Origin of the sequence: Vibrio profundi (assembly GCF_043642225.1) — a bacterium.
Lineage (GTDB): Bacteria > Pseudomonadota > Gammaproteobacteria > Enterobacterales > Vibrionaceae > Vibrio > Vibrio profundi_A.
Map to the genome: position 1 here is coordinate 1 of NZ_JBHZSF010000008.1, position 22,502 is coordinate 22,502.

Sequence of the window (22,502 nt, forward strand, 5' to 3'; positions counted from 1 at the left end):
TTTGTTTGGCGACTAAACCATATCACTTACTACCGTTTTTGTTTTAAGTTCCCGCTAATCCGCGATGAACCAAAAAATAGGGTTCCTTTCGACTAACAATCAGTACCTTCTGAAAGTAACAATGCGTCTTCTAATTCAACACCAAGATAGCGAATCGTCTTATCTACCTTTGTATGCCCAACAATAGCTGCACCGCTCTAATATTTTTCGTTTTTGCATAGACTAATGTCGCTTTGGTTCGCCTCATCGAGTGAGTGCCATACAAGTTAGAGTCCAACCCAAGATCTGATGCCCACTCTCTGACTAGGTGTCTATAGTACGAATAACTAATTGATTGTTGCTTTCGTCTTTGACTTGGAATAAGAAAATCGCTGGCGCTCAGTGAGGAAATCAAAATCCATTTCATTAAACTTTGTTGAGCTCTCGTCGTTATTTCAAATTGAACTTCAATGTCTGTTTTTCGCTGAATATGCTTAACACGGCTAAATATCCTATCTTGCGAAGATACATCGCAGACCCTGAGCGAGAGCAAGTCACTCGCCCTAAGTTTGCTATCAATTGCCAAGTTAAGTAGTGCAAGCTGCATCAAACTATTTTCAATCTATAGTCTGTTTCTTATCCGCCAAATCTCCTCAAGCCGAAAAGGCTTTTTGACGCCACTTTGTTTTGTTTTGTTGAAAACTACCATAATGACCTCCTATTTATTTGATCATCACGATTGTAGTTGGAAGGAAAATGGACAAGAGCTTGCTAGAGCATTTAATTAATTCAAATCGTTCAGAACTAATTAAAGCCTGGTAAAGACTTCAAGTTTGCACTTTTTCACAATCAGCTTTAAATAAATACGTTCTAAAGCTCATCTAATCTCAACATTAAAAGCAGATATATCAGACAATTTGTTATGAAAAACACCTTTAGCAGCCATAAAGCCGAAAGTGTAAGGATTCACTGCCCGCCCTTCCCGATCGTTTACACAAAGCATAAGGGGCCAGTTAAATAGGCTAGTGAGCATTACCCCGAGAGATGACATGGGACAGTGCTCCTACATACTCAATCTGTAACGATCTACTCTTCTTTCTTCTCACTTCGATAACTTGGTGCCGTGATACCAACCCAACCTTTGAAAGCACGGTTAAAGTTACTCAAATCACTATAACCAAGTTGCCAACTGATCTCTTGCACTGAAAGATCTGTTTCTTCGAGCAACTGTTTGGCTTTCTCTTTTCGAACCTGTTCTTTGGCTTTTTTAAAAAGGATGTTTCTACTCTTCAGATTTCGTTGCAGCGTTCGTTTTGTCATGCCCAACATGGTTGCAAACCACTCAATGTTAAACCAAGGCAAAATCGCGTAGGTCTGGATCAACGTTTCGACTGACTGGTACCAATCTAATTCGCTCTCTTGTTCGATTATGGCTCGATAGTTATCAGGCAATGGAATCACTATCGCACCATATTGTTGTTCAAACTGAATATCAGAATTAAAAAAGTGCTTAGGTATCTTACGAGCACTGTTGTTCGATGAGACAAGTTTACCGTGTGATGGTTGCCAACTTTCGCCTATAAACTTACGGCATAGGGTAATCACAGTAAGAGATCTAAACCATTCTGCTTGTTCAAAACCCGATGTAGATGGGTGATAGCAACTGCGATGACACAGCCACCACAAGCCCTCTTTTTTCTCTGTCCAGATCGTGACGTGGTTGTTCAAACTAGGCATTTCAGCGATCAAACAACGAATGGCTTGCGCCAACGATGTGCATTTTTCTATTTCATTATGCAGCCGTGGTGACAGTTGTTCCAGAGAGGTTTTTCGCCCAACTTCAATCCCTATTGAATAACCAAACTGACGTTCAAGTCGATGAATAAAGAGAATTAAATCTTGGGTAGGAAGCCAATGGTTAGATTGTGTCAATTCAATTGGTAAACCGCACTCGATAGCGACACTGCGCCAGTCAAGTGCTCTCTTATCGCAATACGCAATGTATGGGGCAATATTACTGGTAGAACTCAACAGTATGTTAGTTATGTTCGATGAAGCTTTCATTGTTGTTAGCGTTTACCTACAAATGTCACCAAATGACCCACTTCTGGGTGCTAAGCGCTACTTCTTGGCAACGCTATCAAGTTTCACCAGATGTTGATAACCGAAGTGTAGTTGATGAGTAAATTTGGTCACATAATTAGATTTCTATGCATGAGGAAAAGTAAGTCAAATGACGCTTTGGTGACGCGTGTGTTGAATCAGTCGAAACACACTTTGGAGCAAAAAAGAGTCAGCCTGATAGGCTGACTCTTGTACATGAAAGTATATGGTAATATCGAAAAGGTCACGGATAGTTTGATCGCTGCAGCCGCTGATTACTTAAGCTGATGACCCGTCCTCTTCGCGAGCTTTTGCATCGCTTCCGCAAACGTAGTGGCCCCACCTTTAGCTTTGACCTGTACTACCTTATAGCCCATTTTTTCCAACGCTTGGCGCTCTGCCAAAACCGCTTTGTCGTCTTGCTGGCTACCCTGAGCAGGCTGATGAATGTAGCACCCTTCAAGTTGACCATCTTCGACCAGTTGGTGATGTTTCAGTGCATTGATATCAAAATTCATAGTACGTCTTTTAATTAAAAGTGGAGAGTTTCTGAGACAAGTTACATTCGCTTTAAAGGCTTCACGACACTATCTAAACCTTCGATTTTCAGAGCTAAACATAGCTTTAATAAATCGCCTAGCTCACCGTTCGGAAACCCCTTCTTGTCGAACCATAACAGGTATTCTTCCGGTAAGTCGATCAACACTCTTCCAGCGTATTTTCCGAAAGGCATTTGAATGCGAGCTAACTTAATTAAATTTTCTTTCTCTAACATGTGACTTATTAGTTTAGTTGTGCGCTTCCTTGTAGAGTAACACCTAAACGATCCACCCAGAAGTGAATCGCGTCTTTCGCATCCTAGAAAACTCCTGTTTATGCTAGCTGACGGATTGGATACAAAAAAGCTCACTGTCAGTGAGCTTTATGAAATATAAATTGGATACCCAATCGTTACCGGAAACAAACCTCAGCCCAGCGAACTAAGCCTGCTGTGACCGAGCCAAAATAGTTTCCACTCACTATCGGAGTATTCGGAACGGCTTGTTCTACAGCTTGACGTAAGATAGGAGAACGAGCAGAACCACCAGTCATAAAAATAACGTCTGGTGTTTTCTCCCCTTCTACGATCGCTTCTTTCACTAAATCGATCATTTTTGATTTTGGGGATTCAATCGCTTCAACCATTTGCTCAACGCTTAAATCGACTTCCACTAGCTCTGATGCAATATTCATTGCCGCTCTATATTGCTTAGAATCTGCTAACGCAATCTTCGCTTCTTCCGCCCTACGAACGATACTGTAGCCAAGCGTTTCGTTATAGATTTTCAATAAACGGTCTAGCTTTTCTGGCTCCTGCGCTTCTTTTCTTAATAATTTAAGTGCTCTTAAATTTTCGCGGGAGTAAAAATCACGCTGTGCTTCAACGTTATTAATGGCAATAGGGTTCCAAAACTGAGTCAAAGGCATATCAATGCCTGCAGTACTTTTGCTTCCCATTCCGAATGGATGCATTAACTGTTTAAAAGCTAAGTAAATATCTAAGTCATTACCACCCACTCGCTGACCACTATGGGCGAGTAAACTTTGAGTTCGATCGGTTTGCTTTGCCCAACTAGGACCCATGTCTAATAGAGAGCAGTCTGTTGTACCACCACCAATATCTACCACTAGCACCGTTTTATCTTCAGACAAGGTGCTTTCATATTCTAAACCTGCGGCAACGGGTTCAAATTGGAAAGCGATATTACGAAAACCAGCACGCTTAGCTGCTCTCGAAAGGATGCTTTCTGCTTGGCGGTTTGCTTCTTCTCCACCGCGTCCATGGAAGTTAATTGGACGTCCAATCACCGCTTCATAGATGATCGCTTCAGTATGTGATTCAGCTTGGTTTTTGATGTTTGCCATCATTGCACACACAAGGTCTTCAAAAAAACTCACCTGTATGTCATGCAAACCGCTCGCACCTAAAAAGGATTTGGGAGACTTCACATAATAGACATCACGAGGGTCTTCTAAATACAAATCCAACGCAGCCTGACCAAATGCCATATCTTCAGGCAACAAATCGATGCTTTCTTCTCTATTGGCAGCGATGGCGCGACGAAGGACCTGCTCGCCCACAGTATCGCTTGGCTTGATGTTTAAATGACGGAAAAGGTGCTCTGAAACACTCTCACGAGTAGGAGCACAGACTGTCGAAGGGATGTAGTGACTGCTACCTTCTACAGGTAACAAGCTTGGATGGCCTCCTACCATAGAAGCCACCGAACAATTCGCAGTACCATAATCAAAGCCGATATACATATTTTCCCCCATCAACAAAAGGGGCAAGATGCTACCCTAAACCACTCAAAAATACGAGCTTGGTTGCTGATGAAATACGAAAGGGAAAATAGCTTGTTATGCTAACCCAATAATAAATGGGACAAATATCACACTTTAAGTAAATACTCTCTAATATAGACATAAAACCTCAATAAAATTAATCCTTATTTATCAAATGGTTAATACCTTACAATATGTTCAATATCTATCATTTAAGCTTGTTTGTTTTACAAATCAATAAAAATCAATAAGTTATATGCAAGTTTTGTTGTATACATATTCTCTATCAAATATTTACAAACCATAACTCACTTTGACGCTCCGACAGTTGCTTCCTAAATTTTAATGGTCTTTCGACAAATACAGTTAACTGTTTAGGATGAACAATGAAAAAAAATAAAATTGTATTAGCGCTTGGGTTAACAACAAGCCTTGGCTTAGTCGGCTGTTTTGACAGTAGTTCCTCTAGCGGATCAACGTCTTCAGCCAGTTCATACAGTGTGACAGCGATTGATGGCTATCTACAAAACGCACAAGTTTGGCTCGATTTAAACAGCAACTTCATGTTAGATGCAGGTGAACCAACTGCGATTACAGGTGCTGGTGGGCAAGCTAGCCTCGATGTTACAGGGATCCCTAACCCAGAAAGTTACCCCGTTGTAGTACGGGCAATTAAAGGTGAAACCATTGATGAAGATACTGGAACAGAGGTAGCTTCTGACTACGTGATGTCCGCACCTGCTGGCCAGCAAGATGTGACCCCCCTTTCAACCCTTGTTCACGTCATACTAGAGCGTGACGATACTCTTACCGAAGATGAAGCCGTAACCCAAGTCGCCACACAACTTGGTATTGAAGATGACGAAGTACTTGGCGACTTCATTGAAGATGGACACACCGAAGCCGCTTTTGGTGCTGAAAGCCTAGTGGATAACGGAGTTCTCAAATCCACGCCTGAAGAACTAGCAACCGAAGCGGATGAAGGCGAATCAGACACCAGTGAGATGCTAGCAGAAGCCGAAGAAGTGAATGAAGCTATTGCAAGCTACATCGACACGCTAGAAGCAGACCTCGAAGAAGGTGAAGAGCTTGTTATTGACGAGGACGTGGTCATCATCGTCGATGAAACGGCTGAGAATGGCTATACCGTAGACACGGATTCCGATGGCGATGGCGTCGCAGATAGCGTCGACTTTGCACCTAACGACGAAACAGAGTGGGTGGATTCAGATGATGATGGTACTGGTGATAATGCCGATACTGACGATGACAACGACGGGACTTTAGATGTCGATGATGATCTCCCATTTGACCCAACCGAAACATCCGATAACGACAACGACGGTATTGGTGACATTGCCGATACCGATGACGACAACGATGGCATTCTAGATGTTGATGACGCTAACCCAACCACACCAGACCTCGATCCTATTGAACAAGTAATCGAGTTCATGCAAAACAACAGCACCTTCTATGCGCTATGGGCAGATGAAGATACGTATCAAAACTCAGCAGGAGAAAATGAAACTGAAATTAGTGTCTTCATGGAAGAGTTCGAAGTCGAGAACAACGTAGGTACACTTGCAAACTTCTATGAGATTGAGGCGGATGGCTCTCTATCTAGCGAAGACCCATATGACGAAGAAGACCAAGACATTGCGCTAACCGATACCGGTTGGATGGCTTATAACGATGTCTATGAAATAGCGATCACCGGTGGTGGTGTAAGTGTTTACCCTGAAGACATTCCTACACTAACCAGCACAGCGTTTGGTTATGTGAAAGACCTAGGGGGAGAAAACATTGCAGAAAACGCCGGTGAACTCGCGGATTATGTAGATGAAACCGCCGTATTCCCTGAAGGCTCTGAAGGTGGTTCGGTGCAACTCACCCCAGACAACGACCAGTATTTCTTATGGAACCAACCTTGGTTCTGGCGTGCGACAGGAAACTACGAAGACGATGGTGAAAACGCGACATCACTCACCGAAATTGTCGTTGCAGCAGCGGATAAAGTTGCGACTGGTGATAAGTCTGACACCGTTAAAGCGCTGTCGATTGGCTATGATATCGGTATCCAACTTGTCGATGACAATACGATTAGTTATGTCTCTCTCGATTGGGAGTGGAATGAAGAAACGTCCAGTGTTGGCGACGCCACCGTCAATGGTACCGGTACTTGGGAACAAATCACCGTTAACGGTGAAAGCATCATTACCTTCGATATCCCTGCAAGTGTAAGAACGGCTTGGGGTGATAATTGGGACCAAGATACCTACCGCCAAATCCTATCTGTCTATGAAGGTGCGGTGTACCACGGGGACTGGTTCCCAGCCGGAGAAGCTGAAGAAGGCGATGAAGGTTTCTTACTTAATGAAACCGCCAAAGACGCTCTAATTGCCGCGGTAAACATAGAAGGTTGGTGTCCGATTACTGAAGCCGATTCTGGTACCACACTCGCTGAGTTTGAAGCGCAATTTGCAAATTGTACTCTGCCAGAAATGATGCCTCTCGATTCCGTGTCCTACCGAGTCAGTAGCTCGGGTCAGACGCGAACCGGAGCGTATGCTGACAATAACGAAATGCTTCGCTTCAAAAATGGCGATCCAAGCATGAAGTACTGGAATGTAAATGATTCCGGCATACTGGAGATCGGGGATGATGCAAACACCATTTGGGATTACCGACGCTTAATCATCGACACTGATGATGACGGTCAATTCCGTATTGCTCACTTTGATCCAGAAGATGGCAGTGTTTGGTTAGGCACTTACCTTGATATCAACCTAGATGAGTCAATTGGTATGTGTGACGCTGACGATTCAGGTTGGAACGACGAAACTGAAACGCCTATCAACTTCAAAACTTACACGGAATACTTAGCAGCATTAGATGGATGTCTTGATGACCAAGATTATCGTTTAGCTAAATTCAGCACTTCTTTCATCGACGATGAGCTCCAGCTTAACTCTGATGATGAATACATGACGTTCTATGGCGAAGGTCATGAAACAGAAACCGCAGGCACGGGCTTATTCCAAGAAATTGATGAGCAAGGCACTGTGACTGAAGAAGTGAACTTTACTTGGTCTATTCATGATGAAGACAGAGGGATCCTCGCAGTAGTATTCAGCTACACCGACGATAACGATGCAGCGCAAACTGCGACTGACTACATGTCTATCGCATACAGCAACGGTATCGAGTTCAATGTGAAGATCTTCACCACTTCCTCTGAATGGGATGGCAATACGATCGATGCAGACGGTGAAATCTGGTTCGAAAACTACGCTCACCCTGATTCGGAAGACGAGCTAACCGATCTCGGTTTTATTAGCGACTCAACCGAAGCAATGTAACCCGAAGCAATATAACTGTGTTGCTGAACAAAGCCGAGCCTTATAGCTCGGCTTTTTTTCATCTAAAGATCAATCTTCAAGCTTTCTATTCAAGGTACACAATTGACATAAATGATGGTAACGTCTGCGCTTTCATAAACAGGAGAAAAATATGAAAACGCCTTGTGTCGCGGCTTGCAAAAACAATGGTGGGATCTGTAGCGGTTGCTATCGAACCATGGATGAGATTATAGGTTGGAAAGGCTTAACGGAAGAACAGCGCCAAGACGTAATGAACCGACTAGGTAAGGCTGCTTCTACGCATACGTGCCCGCAATGTGATGAGCCCGCCCAATGTGATATCAGTGCAGGCAAAGAGACTTGCTGGTGCTTTGAGCTCGAAAAAAGAGACACAGACAGCATCCCAAAAACAGGTAGCTGTATGTGTCGTCGTTGTTTATCTCAACTGCCGATACTGTAACTTACCCCTAAGCGTTTAGACGTGCCAGAAGCTCAGGCTGCTAAAATGTGTAGTAAACGTTCAAATTGAAAGAGATCACACCATCGTCCCCTTCTTGAGCAATCGAATCTTCGTGTAGGTATTCCGCTTCAAGGTCTAGCATCAGCGGGGTATTATTGCGAAAACGCATTCCGCCACCGAAGCTTGGTGCCCATTCTATGTCATCATCACCAGGTAAATCTTTTTTGATTCCGGCGTACCCTAGCGTGCCATAAATATTAAAATGATAATCGATGGGAATTAACCATTTGGACACCAAGGAGGCATTCCACTTAACCCTTTCATCTCTATCAGACACTAAAACAGACTCTCGACCTTCAATCGCTAAAAAGCTCAAAGGTTGGTAGCCAACAATCCCACCTAGCAAGGTGCTGTCTGGTTTGTTATCACCTTGGTATTCAGAGTCACCATAATTCGCCATACTCATGCTGACGCCTAAATAAAACTGATTGGGTTCTTTTTCTTCTCGATTGGTTTCAGCCTTTGCCGCAAGAGAAAACGTTGTCGCTGCCAATGCAGTAGCCAACATTATATTTTTCATATCACCACCACTAGCCATCCATAGTACTTTAAGACTAGTTCGAGACTGAAAAGCTGCCACTATTGAACATACACTTAGACGCAAAAACGTTGATTTTATATCCAGTTCAAGATTAGAAGATGAGAAACATTGATTAAAGACGCTCACGGCAAAGCACAAAACAAAAAGGCCAGCAATGCTGACCTTATTTAACTTGATAAACGTGTATCAATTGAGCGTTATTTTTTAGCTAGCGCTTGAGAGTCGAATTTGATCCCTTCCCAGCCTTTCACCATAAAGTTACGAATATTTTGGTGATCAGTGTTATCTGGGTGCTGCAATACGTCTACTCGGTAGTATTGGCCGAAACACTGAAGCGTTTCCGCAGGCGTTAGGTCATTCAACAAGCCAAACGCAAAGATCTTACAAGAACCATTATTCTGCCCAGCTTCATTGTGGGTATCGCCATTTACAAATGCGGTAGGTTCAAAATCATACGTCGATTCGATAACAGCAATAGTATCTGAAAACTCAATTGATTCAGGGCGAGCTTTTAACGCATCTAAAAATGCATTCAATTCCATCTGTGGTTCTCCTTTGATAATGAATGACGCATATTACCTTTTTTTCACTTTCTTTCCATTATTGATATTCCCACGAAATTAAGAGCAAGATTTTCAGGTCTAACAAGCATCTAAGTTTATTCAAGGGTATATACTGTATATATTCCTACCTGAAATGGAGAATCAAATGTTTGATATACAATCTAACTTGCTTGAAAAACAGCAAGGTTCGGTTGACCTAGAAAAATGGCAACAAACCGTTGATTTGATTTCAGAGCTTTATGACGCTGCATGTGGAACGATCGTTCAATTAAAAGATCAAGAGTTCAAAGTCGTAGTCTCTAGCAGCAATGAGGACAACTTCCTCAAAGTAGGAGAAACCTGGCCATGGAATATACAAAGTTTCTGTAGAACAATCGTAGAAACCAATGAGCAACTCTACATATATAACGCACAAGCAGACGACTTCTGGAAAGATGCCCCTGCAGTGAGAAAAGGCCCTGTTCGTTCTTACTGTGGCTTACCGGTCTATTGGCCTGATGGCTCTATCTTTGGGACGATCTGCGTTATTGATACCAAAGACACGAACTACAGCGAGACACTACAAGCAGTTCTCAAACAGTTATGCCTGTTGATCACCTCAGATCTACGCATGTTGGCGGACTACGAAAAGATTAAAAGCCTAGCGATTACCGATGACTTGACGGGAGTCAATAACCGCCGAGGTCTAAAAATCCTTGGCGAGCAGAAATTTAAAGACGCAAAGCGCTACCAACATTCCATTGGCCTCATTTACCTTGATATCGATAACATGAAAATCGTTAACGACACATTTGGTCATACCGCCGGTGACACGTGCATTGTCACACTCTCCAACATATTGAAGGAGAACTGCCGTGCAAGCGACATCATTGCTCGGTTAGGTGGAGATGAGTTTATTATCATTTCTTTACTGGGTTCGCGCCGAGAATTAGGTTTGATGGCCAGTCGTATCGAAGAAAAATATCACACCGCTACCAAGGGCAATGTCCAACTAGAACTGACTTCGATCAGCTACGGAACGAGCATTATTGATTGTTATAGCCCTCATTCCTTTGAAGAACTACTAAATGAAGCCGACGCTAAAATGTACGAACACAAACAAAGTAAGAGGTCGAAAACAAGTATAGAGTAGAGTTGTTGCCAGAATGTTGATTTAAAGATAGAGTTTTTATTCCAATAACAACAAGAGTATAAGCATGGAAGCATTACTGGCTGAGTACCCTGTCGTGACAGAGATCCCTGTTGCTTGGGGAGAAATGGACGCATTAAACCACGTGAATAACGCTGTTTATTTTCGTTACTTTGAAACGGCACGACTCGACTTCTTCAAACACGTCGAACTAATGGAAGAGATGGCAGTTACTAAAGTAGGCCCAGTGTTAGGTGATACTTACTGTAAATATCGCTTGCCGGTGACATACCCCGACACGCTATTAGTGGGTTCAAAAGTCACCGATGTACAAGAAGATAGATTCACCATGGAATACTCCATAGTTAGTAAGAAGCAGGGCAAAGTCACAACAACCGGGACTGCCACAATTGTAATGTTTGATTTTGCCTCAAACCAAAAGGCCCTACTTTCAATCCGCCTACACAATGCCATTCAAGAAATGGGGCAACTTAAAGCGTAGCGCTCAGTTACTTATTTAATTCATTTTACTTAAACACAATTGACATATTTCCTCTTTAATTTCTGTTATCTAAAATTTCAGGAGGATTTATGTCAACACCAACAAAAACACTACTTGCCATCTCGCTATCAGGACTCATGCTGAATGGCTGTTCAACTGAACAAGCTGACTTTTCAACCGTTAATATTCAATGTAAAACCACCGCTCCCATTACTGCCGGCGAAACATCCATTAGCAAGTTAAGTGTGGTAGGCACTTCAATCGCGGATGCCAAATTTGACACATCCGCAGCTGAAATCGTCAGCTATGACTTTTGTACCGACAAATTGTATGTCGTTAATGCACAAGCTAAACAAGTCGACATTCTAAAGTTAGATCACCAATCCTCCCCACAAAAAGATGGCTTCATCGATTTAGAGATGGCAGGGAAACATGCCAACATCGAAATTGGTGCTGCCAACAGTGTATCAACCCATCAAGGGTTAGTGGCTGTTGCAGTAGAGAACAAAAACAAACAAGAACAGGGCATCATCGCCCTATACCGTTCAGACAACCTAGCCTTGATCACGACTTACCCTGCAGGAGCACTACCAGACATGGTCAGTTTCTCCAAAGACGGGCGCTACATCGCATCAGCAAATGAAGGTGAGCCGAATGTAGACTACACAGTCGACCCTGAAGGAAGCGTCACGTTAGTCGATTTGAAGGATGGTCCATTGCAAGCACAAGTCACGCAAATTGCTTTCACGGCATTCAACCAAGGTGGTTCTCGTCATTCTGAACTCGTCGATACGATGAGAATATCGGCGCCCAACGCTTCAGTCGCCCAAGATCTTGAACCTGAATACCTAACTTTCGCTGACAATGGCAAGCTGTATGTCGCCCTGCAAGAAAACAACGCAATCGCAGCGATCGATGTTGAAAGTGCTCAGGTTGACTCCATTTTCGGCCTTGGCGGAAAACCGTGGAGCCACTTTAAACTCGATCCTTCTAATAAAGATAAAAAACTAGGCAACCTTCATCATTACCCACAACTCGAAGGCTTATACATGCCGGACAGTATCGCAAGCTATACCGTTAATGGAGAAACCTTCATCGTAACGGCAAATGAAGGCGATGGACGCGAGTATGGTTTCGATACCACACAATCTCAATGTGACACCTTAGGCTACTCATGGGATGGCGACGATTTCTCTGGCACAGAGAAGTACGACACCAAGCTCGACTTTTGTATTGCCTACTCCGACGAGATACGAGGCAAAGGACTTGATGTTTCACCTGAACACCCACTGTTTGCTTCACTATCGGACAAGTCTCAGCTAGGCCGTTTAAAAGTTGTTGATCCTAAGCAATCCGTTCAGCCTGATGACACCATCAGCACTTTTGGTTCTCGCTCGTTTTCTATCTGGAATGAAGATGGAACGCGTGTATTCGACAGTGGTGACCAATTTGCCAACATCGTCTTGCACACCAACCCACAGAACTTCAACAGTTCTAACGACAGTAACCAAAGCGTTGATGACCGAAGTGATGACAAAGGCGTTGAACCAGAAGCCATTGAAGTTGCCTCGATCAATGATCGCTTTTACGCTTTTGTTGGGCTAGAGCGACAAGGCGGCATCATGACATACGATATTACTGACCCTAGTAATGCTCAGTTCGTCAACTACACGAACAATCGTAATTTCAAGCACGGCGTCTGCACCCAAGTAGACGAAGGTGAATGTTCTAATGGCATTTACGATCCGCAAGCTGGAGACCTTGGTCCAGAATCTATCAAGTATTTTTCTCGAAATGGCGAACACCTACTAGCAGTGGGTAATGAAGTGAGCGGATCGACCACCGTTTATCGCATCGAATTGTAATACCCCCTACTCCTTCCCAGAGCGAACTCGGCGCTTTTCGAGTTCGCCTCTCCAACATTTCCATTCAAACGAAACTAATTCCCGCTAAATACCCTATCGTTTAGAGGTAGACCGAACTCAAAAACAGATCAAATTCAAATAAACCAACAAAAAACTAACACAAGAGTCCAATGCTCGTATATATTCACTTAAAAATGAGCGAACGAAAACAAAGGAACAGCAAAATGAGCAATAACAGCCCATCAATCGAAAGAAAAAATAACAATGTGCTCGACCTTATAGTCGTCGGTGGCGGTATTAATGGTGCTGGTATTGCCGCAGATGCAGCTGGCCGAGGTCTAACGGTAGGGCTATACGATTCACAGGATTTTGCGAGCGCAACCTCATCTGCGAGTTCAAAGTTGATTCATGGTGGCTTGCGCTACTTAGAGCATTACGAATTCCGCCTTGTTGGTGAAGCGTTAGCAGAGCGAGAAGTTTTGCTAGGAAAAGCGCCACACATTGCTAAACCAATGCGCTTTCGCTTACCACACCGCCCTTTCCTACGCCCGGCTTGGATGATTCGTGCTGGTCTATTTCTTTATGACAACCTTGGCAAACGTACATCTTTACCTGGTAGTAAAAAAATCACTTTGGATGCAGGAAATGTGACTAAGCCAGACCTAAAGATTGGCTTTGAGTATTCTGACTGCTGGGTCGATGATGCTCGATTGGTTATTCTCAACGCGATGCAAGCTCAAGAGAAAGGCGCTGAGGTAAGAAACTACTGTAAAGTTGAAGCGGCAGAGCGTGAAGGAAATATTTGGAAAGTGACTTTACTCAATGTTCAAACGAACGAGCGATTTGTACGCCATTGCCGTGCACTCGTTAACGCGACAGGGCCTTGGGTTAAATCTTTCATTGATAACAAACTGGATGGAAAGTCTCCTTACGGAATTCGCCTCATCCAGGGCTCACACATTATTGTTCCAAAGCTTCATGATGAAGAACAAGCGTACATCTTACAAAACGAAGACCAACGTATTGTGTTTGTCATACCTTACCTAGACAAATTCTCTATTATCGGAACGACTGACGTGGAGTACAAAGGAGATCCTCGCGAAGTTGCTATAAGCGAGAAAGAGAAAGAGTACTTGTTAGATGTGGTGAACAAACATTTCGTCAAGCAGCTGAGCCTAAAAGATGTTGTTTCCACTTTTGCTGGCGTTCGACCATTATGTGACGACGAATCAGATTCTCCACAAGCTATTACTAGAGACTATACGCTATCTCTAGAGCAAGAATCTGATGACGCTCCGCTTCTATCTATTTTTGGCGGTAAATTAACAACTTACCGAAAACTTGCCGAAACAGCGATGAAGCAATTGAACCCTTATTTCTCGCAAATGGGTTCACCTTGGACGGCAGAAGCGCCATTACCAGGCGCAGAAGCCTATGACTTCGAACTTCTGTCGACTAAGCTACGTTCGAAATTCCCATTTGTGGAAAGCCATATTCTTAACCGTTGGTTAAAAACGTACGGTAGCCGTACTGAAAAAATGCTAATAGGTGTGACTACTAAAGAAGATTTAGGCCAGAGCTTTGGCGAGTCGTATGAGATTGAAATCCGTTATTTAATCGAACATGAATTCGTTGTAACCCTAGAAGATTTACTATGGAGACGAACCAAACTTGGCCTGCTCGCTTCCCCAGCTCAGCAAGCGGATATCGAAGTGTGCTTCAATCAGCTAAAGGGGTATCCCCAACCCGCTAGCGCTGTAAATCAATAAACCTTACTTTTCTGACACTACGCTTTGCGTAGTGTCAAATTTCTCATTTATTCCACTAGAAAAACATGATGCATATCGTTATTGTCTCGGACATACAAAATGACCGACCATATATCGATAAATGCCAAGCACGACAAACCAAACTCAACACTTAATCAAATACTTAAAGCCAGGGACTCGAGTTTCGGCTGCGCTACAATTTGGCCCGGATGATTCCGTTTCTATCAGTGCAACTTACGTTGGCATCAAACACGAAAGTTACCTGTTGTTGGATTTAAGTAAACTCGTCGTTGAAAGTCTTGTGCTCAGAAAACTAGAAAACGTCGACATCATTATTCGAGCAATCACTGATACTGAGCTTGGTCATATAATCGCGTTTAAAACGAGCATCATCTGTCAAATATCGAAGCCTACCCACATCTTGTTTTTAAGGCCTCCCACGAATATTGCCACTAAACCTGTTCGTGAGCATGAAAGGTATAAAATTGATTTGGAGTGCCAACTCGTTTCACAATCCATTACTTATGAGGGAAAGCTTGTCGATTTTTCAATCTCAGGCTGCGGGATCTATGTTACTGAAGATCCCGACTTAAATAGTAAATCGAAGATCGAGATTCACTCAAAACTCAATGATCTCTTACCCGCTGATATCCACTATCAGGTTGTAAGAGTCACCAAGAAAAAAGGGGGGTGGGTCGTTGGTATTCGCTATGAGCAAAGTATTGAGATGTGCCAAGACTTAAAGAGAGAAGTATTAGAGCAAGCTTTCTTAGCTGGATCTTTGTAGATCCAGCTGACCAAGTTAACTTTGGTTTTCAGCTCAATAATTAACTTTTTATGTGCGTTTCTTTGTAGTGCACAAAAGCTTGGTGAAGATCGTGCTCTTTTATCGGCTTCATAATGATGTAATCAGCGCCCGCAGCCATAAAGTTATCACGAGTGACTTTTTGCGTATCTGCTGTACAAGCATAAACAGGCGTCGCTAATTGGAGTTCATCACGTATGCGCTGTGTCGTTTCAATACCACCTAAATTCGGTAATTGGTTATCCATTAAAATAAGGTCAAATGACTCGACTTTAAGGGCCTCCATCGCTTCAAGACCATCTTTCACCCAAGTAACAAGCATGCCGTATTTCTTACAGAAAGCTTGAGCGATAAATGCATTAGTGTGGTTGTCTTCCACCAGCAATACTTTCAGAATCCCATCAAACAAGCTTGTTGTTGAGGTAACGACTGGAGCGGGAGTTTCCGCGATCTTTTTGGTTGTTATCTCAACAGGAAGATCTATAACAAAAGTGGAACCACTGCCTTTTTGGCTTCGAACTGAAATATCCCCGCCGAGCATTTCGACTAAGTTTTTCACAATCGCTAATCCAAGCCCTGTTCCGCCATATTCGCGGGTAATTGTCGGCTCTTCTTGAACAAACGGTTCAAACACGGCGTCGAGCTTGTCTTCTGCTATACCAATTCCACTATCTTTCACCGTTATGCTTAGGCCCGCTTTTTCACTATTCGGATATTGCTCCAAAGCGAAGTTGACCGAAACCTCTCCTTTTGGCGTGAACTTAATCGCGTTACTCAACAAATTGAACAGTACTTGATTTAAGCGAATTTGATCCGTATGAATTTCTAGCTGCTTATCAATCGCATTGGTGAGGTTAAGTTCGATATTGTTTTCTTCACATAGTGGACGATAGATATTGTCGAGCGTATTGACTAACTCAATTAACTTAAAATCTTTGCATTGAATCGTGAACTGGCCTTGCTCAATCTTAGAGAAGTCCAAAATGTCATTCAGAACCGCAACTAAGTGCTCTGCACTGTTACATAAGATATCGACTCGTTCGTTGTTCGCTTCATTATGCATCGAACGTTTCAAGAGCTGAGCCACACCAAGGATACCGTTAAGTGGTGTGCGGATCTCATGGCTCATTTTGGCTAGAAAATCAGCCCTCACGTTCGCTAGTTGTTCCGCTTCTTTACGAGCAAGGTTACTTTGCTTTTCAGCATCAATGAGCTTGGTGATGTCTTGTCCTTGAACAACAACACCGGTGATCCCCTGCTCTACTTTAATTGGTGAGAGGTTCCATCGAAATACCTTGTCGCCGATAGGCACATTGATCCCTGTTAGAGTGGCACCGCGTACAACCATATTGATGTGCTGTAGCATATCTCGCTCAAACGTCTTTGCAGGTGTGAGTGCTGCATCAACAGTGTCAGTCAGCTCATCGGCTTTGGACAGCTCGAGTTCCGCGGCAGGGTTCATTTGCATTAAAACGCCAGTCTCTGACCAAACTAAAATTGGCGAGTGTGCAAAGTTGAAGAGATCCTGAAGCTTTTGGTTCTGCTCAACGAGCTTCTCAAATGTGTCTTCTAACGTGCGTCCGATATGGTCAAACTCATAAATGGTCGAGCCATCGAATTCGTTAAATGACTCCGAGTCACCCGTCGCCGAACGCGTGTAATCCATCAACTTATCAAGTTCAGTCGAAACACGCTTTTGAATCCATGTTCTCGCCAAAATCGAAATAATGAAAATACCTGCAACCACTACTAATAGCGCCTGACGGTAGTTTCTTTCCAACTCAATAACATTGGAGTTTTTTTGAACCGCACGGATGATGAGTGGAGTTTTAACTGAGTTAATCTCAATTGTCGCGATAGTAACGAAATGCCCGATTGGGTCCATAGAGTGCGTTTCGTAGTTTAAAACGTCTGATACCGAATATTTTTCTTTACCAGAGAAAGTCGACGTTACCGGCTTGCCGTGAGCTTCTATCACGATATTTTCACAGTTACTTCCTTGTTGAATCGACTCGGCCAGTGAAAAGTTATTGTCCAGAATAATCGCAATATAAAGCTGTCCGAGAACTTCGCCAGTATCCGGCTCAATAATCGGGGTTCGCCTTGCAAGCAAATGACGATCGCCGATAGTGGTATCCATCTTCAAGAAGTGCCAGTTACTACTAAACGCTACACGCTCAGATAAAGCCTGTAGATTACCGGATGAAAAGCCGTAAAAGTTGGCGTTACCATCGTTCCAAATAATCCCATCATGGGTCGTAACGAAACGCAGATCAGGGGCATGATCCGGTTCTTTTTGATCAATACCGAAAAAGTAATAGCTGAGCGCGTCTTGATCTTGGAGAGTAAAAAAGTTGGTCAGAGCTTCACTGTTAGAACTGCTGTCTTGGTGAAGCTGTAAAACTGAAAGGCGGTAATCGAACATATTCTGAATTAAGCTCGATGTTTGCTTAACCGTTCGATTGGTTTCTTGTTGAATGATCTTACTACTTGTCTGGTAGTTTTGAACCAGTACTCCAATTGCCATCATACCTATGACCAAGATAATAATGCGAGTAATCAGTTTGGCGAGTGTGGGTCTTTGCAAGTTGGAGTACTTTTTTCTCATTTATTGTCCAGAATACCTAAATGCTCTTTCTTTTAATTTGGCAATACGTTTGGGAGAGTCGTGTTTAGAAACGACAGTGAAATCTCCGGAATAGACGGTGGGAACAGAGCGCCCTTCGACATCCCATTTAATAGCTTCAGCCATCGCGACGCCGGTATCATCATTCATACGCATAATAGTAACATCTAGTTCATGATTTTGAATGGCATTTAATTCTGCGGAGCCGCCTCCCCAGCCATTTACCACTATATCATCCCGCCCAAGCTCACGAATGGCTTCAGCCGCCCCCATCGCAACATCTGTCGCACAGGCATAGATGAAATCAATATCTGGGTTCTTTTCAATACTTAGCTTAGCCGCCTTATAGGCACTTTCTTTATCTGCTTTAGTATAGAAAGACGATCGTAGCCTAAAATCTGTGCTCTTATTAAGCTCATGAATAAACGTATCGCCACGGGCGTCACTAATATAACCCTCAGAACGATATAAAACTGAGTACTGGCTATCTTCTTTGCTGTTTTCTTTAAAGTACTCCGCCAGTTTCAAACTACCAATGGCATGATCAAAACCAACATACATAAATGGCTGACGGTCCTTCCATGCACGAACGGGAGTTGTAATGTTTTGTAAGATCAGTTTGGTATCTGTCGAGCTCAACACGTGCTCAATGAACTTTCTGTGGCGTGTTGTATCTAGCGTGAAGATAAGGTAATCAGTTTTACTTTCAATTGCTTCCTGAAGTGAAATGCTTTGCTGCGCGATGTCTGCATTAACACGGGTAAACACTTGATTGATCTGGTAGTTAACGTTGAGCTTATCCAAGCGCTTTTCAAACGCAGTGATATTGCGGCTCCAATAGTCGGAGATCTGTTGCCCAGGGTACACAACAGAAATAGTAATCGGTTTGCTTTGTGCGATCGTTAGCGGGACAGGAGGAAGTTGAACGACTTCATTCATTTGCTCCGTTAAAGCCTTTTGATTGGGGAACGTATCCAAATATTCCTGATATTCCCAATAGCCATTCAAAACATGTGTTCCGTGCGAGAACACGGGAGACGCAAAAAGTGCGAGCCCCATAAGCAAGAGTGATCGTTTCATTGAATTCTCAAATTGTGATGAGCTACTTTGGCTCATTTTTTATAACCTAACCATTCGCGATTCGTGCGATAGCGTGCATATATTATGGAGGACAAATATACAAAATGATAGCGATTGAATATATTTAGTATGCCGTACATCAAAATTTTATGTAAATATTCCTACACAATATTCAGTCAACATATTCATTAGCTCTAGGTCATAAAAAAACCGCCTAAGTGGCGGCTTTTCAATCGTCAAATCAATCATTAGAACGTAAAGGCTAAGTTACCCGACGCACCAAATTGATTATCCCCAGCATACGAACCCGCAAGATCTAGACTAACCACATCCCAAGGGCTGATACCGATACCCGCTGTCAGTGAATTATCTAAGGTATCTTCGATATCAATTTCGTAACCGGCTCTTAGCTGTGCCCAGCCCCACGCATTACCTTCAATACCGAAACGAAGAAACTGCGTATCGTCGTCTAAATTCTGGAAACGCTCTTGGCTTGTTAAATCAGCATCCGCAGCAACGGTAAAGTATTCGTGCGCGTACGCGAAGCCTAACGTCGCTTGAGGATTAAGCTCGTAAACTCCCGTGTTGCCTTCCGCAAACTTAACTTCCTGGGCAAAAATATCTTTGATTGCTAAACCGACGCGGAAGTTGTCTCGATACCAAACGGCACCTAAGTCTAAGTTAAATGCGGTTTCTGACATTTCAGATTCATCGTAATCATCCAAGTCAAAGTCTTCAACGGAGGAGCTTGCAGAATATGTCGTCAGTTCCTGATATTTAGGGGAGATACCAAATGATACCCTTTCTTCTTGAATGACAAACTCTTTAGCGAACGAGATACCTACCTCGGCGTAACCAAATGCTGCCATTTCTACCGTCGAGTTTTGATACCTAGCCTCAACGTCTACTGCTGTGTTCCCTGTATTCGGGGCAATATCTTGAGTCGCGATCACTTCAACGTAACCTCGGGTAAACAAGTTGGTAGAGACCGCTTTTATAGGCAAAGCAATCGCAATTCCTGCGCCGGCCGTCACTGCCAAAGGTGCGTTACCATCGAGATCATCAAGATAACCATTCAGTTCATCTATCTGGCTTTGTGTTGGAATCGTTGCATCTTCGTAGCTATCAATGGCATCTTGAAGATCATCCAACGTAGCAAGTGATTCGTCTGTATCGCGAGCAGTAACTCCGACAGCTGGAATCAACAAGCCAAAGTCATCATGTTCACGGAAATTGGCACCCAATGCTGGGTTATAGAAGGGAGCAACGAGGTAGTCGGCAGAAGCAACACCGGTATTACCCATTGCGTTACCGCGACCATCCGCTACGTGATTTGCTGCTTGAACTGACATCGACGCACAAGCAAAACCCACTGCTAGCGCCATTTTATTTAGCTGTTTCATTTCCATATCAACCTTATAATTCTAAATAGCTTCATAAGGTTAGCCTATAAATTAGGCAGAAACATTAAAACTAGCTATAGACCACCACCCCATTGATTAGTTCAATTGATATTTGTGATCTTACTAACTTTTCTTTCTTCACTTTGGGCTGTTGTTTAATGGAATATTCCATTTTTAATGCCGAGCTTTTAGAGTCGACGGGGAGATGCCAAACCAAATCTAATGGGCCTTTGCCTTTTAGCGCTTTTGCACCTTTGCCTGTTTGGTGTTGGTTAAATCGACGAGGAAGGTCATTGGTAACGCCACAATACAATGCATTGTGGCAGTTACGAATTAGGTAAACGACCCATTGGGACTGGGTTGTTTCATTACTCATTAAAGCAGAGATTGTACAAGTTCTTTTAGTTCAGCAACTTCTTCTTTCAAGCTCGCCACTTCTGCTTCCAATTCCGAAAGCTTGTCGCTATTTACAGGAGAGCTCGTCGCTGGGGCTGCGCTTGCCAACGCTTCCAGGTCGACTTCCCCACTCAATAAGTGTTGATAGCGAGACTCACGCTTACCCGCTTCTCTAGGTAACTTAACCACAAGTGCGCCAGCATCGCGATTCGCTAAGCCTTCGAGTACGGCTTCGACTTCTTTAACATCGGTAAACGATGCTAAGCGATTAGTACGAGTTCTTAGTTCGCCCGGCGTTTGAGGCCCACGAAGAAGCATACAACAGATGATACCGCGCTCTTGCTCAGAGAATTGCAGATCACCAAACTCAGTGTTACAAAAGCGGTGTTGGTATTTACTCACGCGGCTATTAAAGCTGCTTTCATCGCTCACCAAACGTCTCGATATTAAGCTTTCTACCGTGTCTAATACATCAGATTCTGACAACGCCAACACTGGCTCACGGTTAGATTTTTGGTTACATGCAGTCGTTAAACTGTTTAATGTTAGAGGGTAATGGTCAGGTGTCGTGACTTCTTTTTCAATTAAACAACCAATCACACGTGCTTCTACAGGTGAAAGCTCAATACTCATATCTCTTCCTTATTATTCTCGAATCTATCCTAACTCTTTACCGACTCAGCTTCTGTGTATCAGTGTTCGGATAAAATAGGGACTTTTTTCTTTCGGCCTTGTTCATCAATCATAATAATCTTAGAACGATTTAGCTCTATTTCTGTTACTTCTAGCTGCCTACGTTCTTTTACGTATGCCTTGCGGATTTTTTCTTGGTCTGGCGACAAATCTACGTATTGTTCGTCATCAAACTCATCAGGCAAAGTCTGCTGATTCATTATGTATTTTCATTTAAATTGCGATACTGCTTGGGATAGTATCGTGATACATCAGCAAAACACAATCACGCCCAGTGAGATCGATGAATTAATAAACAAGTTAATTAGTGCTTTGATCTAAAGACTGTTACTCCACGTTTTGATGTGCTTTAATCATCCTCAGACAACGTATTATCAAGATTAGGAAAAGGAATCTATGAGCAGCGTATTTGAAATCGTTAACCAAGCACGTCGTAAGAACAAACTGAAACGTGAACTTCTAGACAACGAAAAGAAAGTTCGTGACAACCGTAAGCGTGTTGATCTACTTGATAACCTACTGGACTACATCAAGCCAGAAATGTCTCACGATGAGATTCTAGGTATCATCAAAAACATGAAAGCAGATTACGAAGACCGTGTTGATGATCACATCATCAAGAGCGCAGAAATTTCTAAGGCTCGCCGTGATATCAGCCGTCGTATCCGTGAACTAACGGAAGAAGACAAGCAAATCCAAGGCAAAAAATAGTCGCCTTTGATTAAGACTCCAAACCCACCTCTCAGGTGGGTTTCTTTTTATCTACTTTTATCTCATCTCACTTAGCCTCATACCAGAAAAGCATCAATTTGAATTAACGCTATACTTCACTACACGTTAA

General features: G+C 43.1%; 20 protein-coding genes and 1 pseudogene. 8 read left to right on the plus strand and 13 right to left on the minus strand.

All coding sequences use genetic code 11. From position 1 onward, the window contains the following. Positions 1-92: 92 nt before the first annotated feature. The 5 genes and pseudogenes from ACHUFI_RS13240 to yegD form a co-directional block, all read right to left on the minus strand. Positions 93-688, minus strand: a pseudogene (locus tag ACHUFI_RS13240) (tyrosine-type recombinase/integrase). Between the two features lie 377 nt (positions 689-1,065). After that, on the minus strand, positions 1,066-2,043 hold the full coding sequence (locus ACHUFI_RS13245; RefSeq protein ID WP_394249836.1) for a helix-turn-helix domain-containing protein: 978 nt from the start codon (positions 2,041-2,043) through the stop codon (positions 1,066-1,068). A 314-nt stretch (positions 2,044-2,357) separates the two neighbouring features. Beyond that, positions 2,358-2,600 carry a hypothetical protein gene (locus ACHUFI_RS13250; protein WP_394249838.1) on the minus strand — a complete coding sequence of 81 codons (243 nt, stop codon included), beginning with the start codon at positions 2,598-2,600 and terminating at the stop codon, positions 2,358-2,360. A gap of 41 nt (positions 2,601-2,641) precedes the next feature. Then, positions 2,642-2,857 carry a DUF3820 family protein gene (locus tag ACHUFI_RS13255; RefSeq protein ID WP_171382257.1) on the minus strand — a complete coding sequence of 72 codons (216 nt, stop codon included), beginning with the start codon at positions 2,855-2,857 and terminating at the stop codon, positions 2,642-2,644. A gap of 176 nt (positions 2,858-3,033) precedes the next feature. Next, on the minus strand, positions 3,034-4,386 hold the full coding sequence (yegD, locus tag ACHUFI_RS13260) for a molecular chaperone (RefSeq protein WP_394249840.1): 1,353 nt from the start codon (positions 4,384-4,386) through the stop codon (positions 3,034-3,036). 407 nt (positions 4,387-4,793) lie between these two features. Here yegD and ACHUFI_RS13265 point away from each other — a divergent pair, with 407 nt between their 5' ends. Next, the gene (locus ACHUFI_RS13265; protein ID WP_394249842.1) at positions 4,794-7,769 is read left to right on the plus strand and encodes a hypothetical protein; all 2,976 of its coding nucleotides are present in this window, start codon (positions 4,794-4,796) and stop codon (positions 7,767-7,769) included. A gap of 151 nt (positions 7,770-7,920) precedes the next feature. Beyond that, the gene (locus tag ACHUFI_RS13270; RefSeq protein WP_394249844.1) at positions 7,921-8,229 is read left to right on the plus strand and encodes a DUF1289 domain-containing protein; all 309 of its coding nucleotides are present in this window, start codon (positions 7,921-7,923) and stop codon (positions 8,227-8,229) included. A gap of 40 nt (positions 8,230-8,269) precedes the next feature. Here ACHUFI_RS13270 and ACHUFI_RS13275 read toward each other — a convergent pair whose 3' ends face one another. Both ACHUFI_RS13275 and ACHUFI_RS13280 read right to left on the minus strand, forming a co-directional pair. Further along, positions 8,270-8,809: an outer membrane beta-barrel protein gene (locus tag ACHUFI_RS13275; RefSeq protein WP_394249846.1), complete on the minus strand. Its 540-nt coding sequence runs from the start codon at positions 8,807-8,809 to the stop codon at positions 8,270-8,272. A 218-nt stretch (positions 8,810-9,027) separates the two neighbouring features. After that, positions 9,028-9,372 carry a HopJ type III effector protein gene (locus tag ACHUFI_RS13280; protein WP_394249848.1) on the minus strand — a complete coding sequence of 115 codons (345 nt, stop codon included), beginning with the start codon at positions 9,370-9,372 and terminating at the stop codon, positions 9,028-9,030. 166 nt (positions 9,373-9,538) lie between these two features. On the opposite strand from ACHUFI_RS13280, the gene ACHUFI_RS13285 reads away from it, so the two are divergent. From ACHUFI_RS13285 to ACHUFI_RS13305, 5 genes are all read left to right on the plus strand, one after another. Then, complete coding sequence (locus tag ACHUFI_RS13285; RefSeq protein WP_394249850.1) at positions 9,539-10,525, plus strand: sensor domain-containing diguanylate cyclase; 987 nt, start codon at positions 9,539-9,541, stop codon at positions 10,523-10,525. Positions 10,526-10,589: 64 nt separating this feature from the next. Further along, the gene (locus ACHUFI_RS13290; protein WP_394249852.1) at positions 10,590-11,024 is read left to right on the plus strand and encodes an acyl-CoA thioesterase; all 435 of its coding nucleotides are present in this window, start codon (positions 10,590-10,592) and stop codon (positions 11,022-11,024) included. Positions 11,025-11,113: 89 nt separating this feature from the next. Then, complete coding sequence (locus ACHUFI_RS13295; RefSeq protein ID WP_394249854.1) at positions 11,114-12,889, plus strand: choice-of-anchor I family protein; 1,776 nt, start codon at positions 11,114-11,116, stop codon at positions 12,887-12,889. A gap of 224 nt (positions 12,890-13,113) precedes the next feature. Beyond that, complete coding sequence (gene glpD, locus ACHUFI_RS13300) at positions 13,114-14,658, plus strand: glycerol-3-phosphate dehydrogenase (RefSeq protein WP_394249856.1); 1,545 nt, start codon at positions 13,114-13,116, stop codon at positions 14,656-14,658. A 121-nt stretch (positions 14,659-14,779) separates the two neighbouring features. Then, positions 14,780-15,445 carry a PilZ domain-containing protein gene (locus ACHUFI_RS13305; RefSeq protein WP_394249858.1) on the plus strand — a complete coding sequence of 222 codons (666 nt, stop codon included), beginning with the start codon at positions 14,780-14,782 and terminating at the stop codon, positions 15,443-15,445. Positions 15,446-15,485: 40 nt separating this feature from the next. Here ACHUFI_RS13305 and luxQ read toward each other — a convergent pair whose 3' ends face one another. The 6 genes from luxQ to ACHUFI_RS13335 form a co-directional block, all read right to left on the minus strand. Beyond that, positions 15,486-18,071, minus strand: a complete 2,586-nt coding sequence (gene luxQ, locus ACHUFI_RS13310; RefSeq protein ID WP_394249860.1) for a quorum-sensing autoinducer 2 sensor kinase/phosphatase LuxQ — start codon at positions 18,069-18,071, stop codon at positions 15,486-15,488. Continuing rightward, positions 18,072-19,169, minus strand: coding sequence for an autoinducer 2-binding periplasmic protein LuxP (locus ACHUFI_RS13315; RefSeq protein ID WP_394249862.1), 1,098 nt, complete (start codon positions 19,167-19,169; stop codon positions 18,072-18,074). 248 nt (positions 19,170-19,417) lie between these two features. Then, on the minus strand, positions 19,418-20,572 hold the full coding sequence (locus tag ACHUFI_RS13320) for a conjugal transfer protein TraF (protein ID WP_394249864.1): 1,155 nt from the start codon (positions 20,570-20,572) through the stop codon (positions 19,418-19,420). A 70-nt stretch (positions 20,573-20,642) separates the two neighbouring features. Beyond that, positions 20,643-20,948, minus strand: coding sequence for a GIY-YIG nuclease family protein (locus ACHUFI_RS13325; RefSeq protein ID WP_394249866.1), 306 nt, complete (start codon positions 20,946-20,948; stop codon positions 20,643-20,645). Further along, the gene (locus ACHUFI_RS13330; RefSeq protein WP_394249868.1) at positions 20,948-21,601 is read right to left on the minus strand and encodes a YceH family protein; all 654 of its coding nucleotides are present in this window, start codon (positions 21,599-21,601) and stop codon (positions 20,948-20,950) included. The genes ACHUFI_RS13325 and ACHUFI_RS13330 overlap by 1 nt, the downstream gene beginning before the upstream one ends. Positions 21,602-21,660: 59 nt before the next feature. After that, complete coding sequence (locus tag ACHUFI_RS13335; protein WP_394249870.1) at positions 21,661-21,861, minus strand: hypothetical protein; 201 nt, start codon at positions 21,859-21,861, stop codon at positions 21,661-21,663. A gap of 196 nt (positions 21,862-22,057) precedes the next feature. On the opposite strand from ACHUFI_RS13335, the gene ACHUFI_RS13340 reads away from it, so the two are divergent. After that, positions 22,058-22,372 (plus strand): DUF496 family protein, encoded by a 315-nt coding sequence (locus ACHUFI_RS13340; RefSeq protein WP_394249872.1) that lies wholly within the window; start codon positions 22,058-22,060, stop codon positions 22,370-22,372. Positions 22,373-22,502: the final 130 nt, after the last annotated feature.

What these genes read in the sequence shown, in the direction of transcription:
- ACHUFI_RS13245 (WP_394249836.1), bottom strand. Translation starts at nt 2,043, where the DNA reads ATGAAAGCTTCATCGAACATAACTAACATACTGTTGAGTTCTACCAGT.
- ACHUFI_RS13250 (WP_394249838.1), bottom strand. Translation starts at nt 2,600, where the DNA reads ATGAATTTTGATATCAATGCACTGAAACATCACCAACTGGTCGAAGAT.
- ACHUFI_RS13255 (WP_171382257.1), bottom strand. Translation starts at nt 2,857, where the DNA reads ATGTTAGAGAAAGAAAATTTAATTAAGTTAGCTCGCATTCAAATGCCT.
- yegD (WP_394249840.1), bottom strand. Translation starts at nt 4,386, where the DNA reads ATGTATATCGGCTTTGATTATGGTACTGCGAATTGTTCGGTGGCTTCT.
- ACHUFI_RS13265 (WP_394249842.1), top strand. Translation starts at nt 4,794, where the DNA reads ATGAAAAAAAATAAAATTGTATTAGCGCTTGGGTTAACAACAAGCCTT.
- ACHUFI_RS13270 (WP_394249844.1), top strand. Translation starts at nt 7,921, where the DNA reads ATGAAAACGCCTTGTGTCGCGGCTTGCAAAAACAATGGTGGGATCTGT.
- ACHUFI_RS13275 (WP_394249846.1), bottom strand. Translation starts at nt 8,809, where the DNA reads ATGAAAAATATAATGTTGGCTACTGCATTGGCAGCGACAACGTTTTCT.
- ACHUFI_RS13280 (WP_394249848.1), bottom strand. Translation starts at nt 9,372, where the DNA reads ATGGAATTGAATGCATTTTTAGATGCGTTAAAAGCTCGCCCTGAATCA.
- ACHUFI_RS13285 (WP_394249850.1), top strand. Translation starts at nt 9,539, where the DNA reads ATGTTTGATATACAATCTAACTTGCTTGAAAAACAGCAAGGTTCGGTT.
- ACHUFI_RS13290 (WP_394249852.1), top strand. Translation starts at nt 10,590, where the DNA reads ATGGAAGCATTACTGGCTGAGTACCCTGTCGTGACAGAGATCCCTGTT.
- ACHUFI_RS13295 (WP_394249854.1), top strand. Translation starts at nt 11,114, where the DNA reads ATGTCAACACCAACAAAAACACTACTTGCCATCTCGCTATCAGGACTC.
- glpD (WP_394249856.1), top strand. Translation starts at nt 13,114, where the DNA reads ATGAGCAATAACAGCCCATCAATCGAAAGAAAAAATAACAATGTGCTC.
- ACHUFI_RS13305 (WP_394249858.1), top strand. Translation starts at nt 14,780, where the DNA reads ATGCCAAGCACGACAAACCAAACTCAACACTTAATCAAATACTTAAAG.
- luxQ (WP_394249860.1), bottom strand. Translation starts at nt 18,071, where the DNA reads ATGAGAAAAAAGTACTCCAACTTGCAAAGACCCACACTCGCCAAACTG.
- ACHUFI_RS13315 (WP_394249862.1), bottom strand. Translation starts at nt 19,169, where the DNA reads ATGAAACGATCACTCTTGCTTATGGGGCTCGCACTTTTTGCGTCTCCC.
- ACHUFI_RS13320 (WP_394249864.1), bottom strand. Translation starts at nt 20,572, where the DNA reads ATGAAACAGCTAAATAAAATGGCGCTAGCAGTGGGTTTTGCTTGTGCG.
- ACHUFI_RS13325 (WP_394249866.1), bottom strand. Translation starts at nt 20,948, where the DNA reads ATGAGTAATGAAACAACCCAGTCCCAATGGGTCGTTTACCTAATTCGT.
- ACHUFI_RS13330 (WP_394249868.1), bottom strand. Translation starts at nt 21,601, where the DNA reads ATGAGTATTGAGCTTTCACCTGTAGAAGCACGTGTGATTGGTTGTTTA.
- ACHUFI_RS13335 (WP_394249870.1), bottom strand. Translation starts at nt 21,861, where the DNA reads ATGAATCAGCAGACTTTGCCTGATGAGTTTGATGACGAACAATACGTA.
- ACHUFI_RS13340 (WP_394249872.1), top strand. Translation starts at nt 22,058, where the DNA reads ATGAGCAGCGTATTTGAAATCGTTAACCAAGCACGTCGTAAGAACAAA.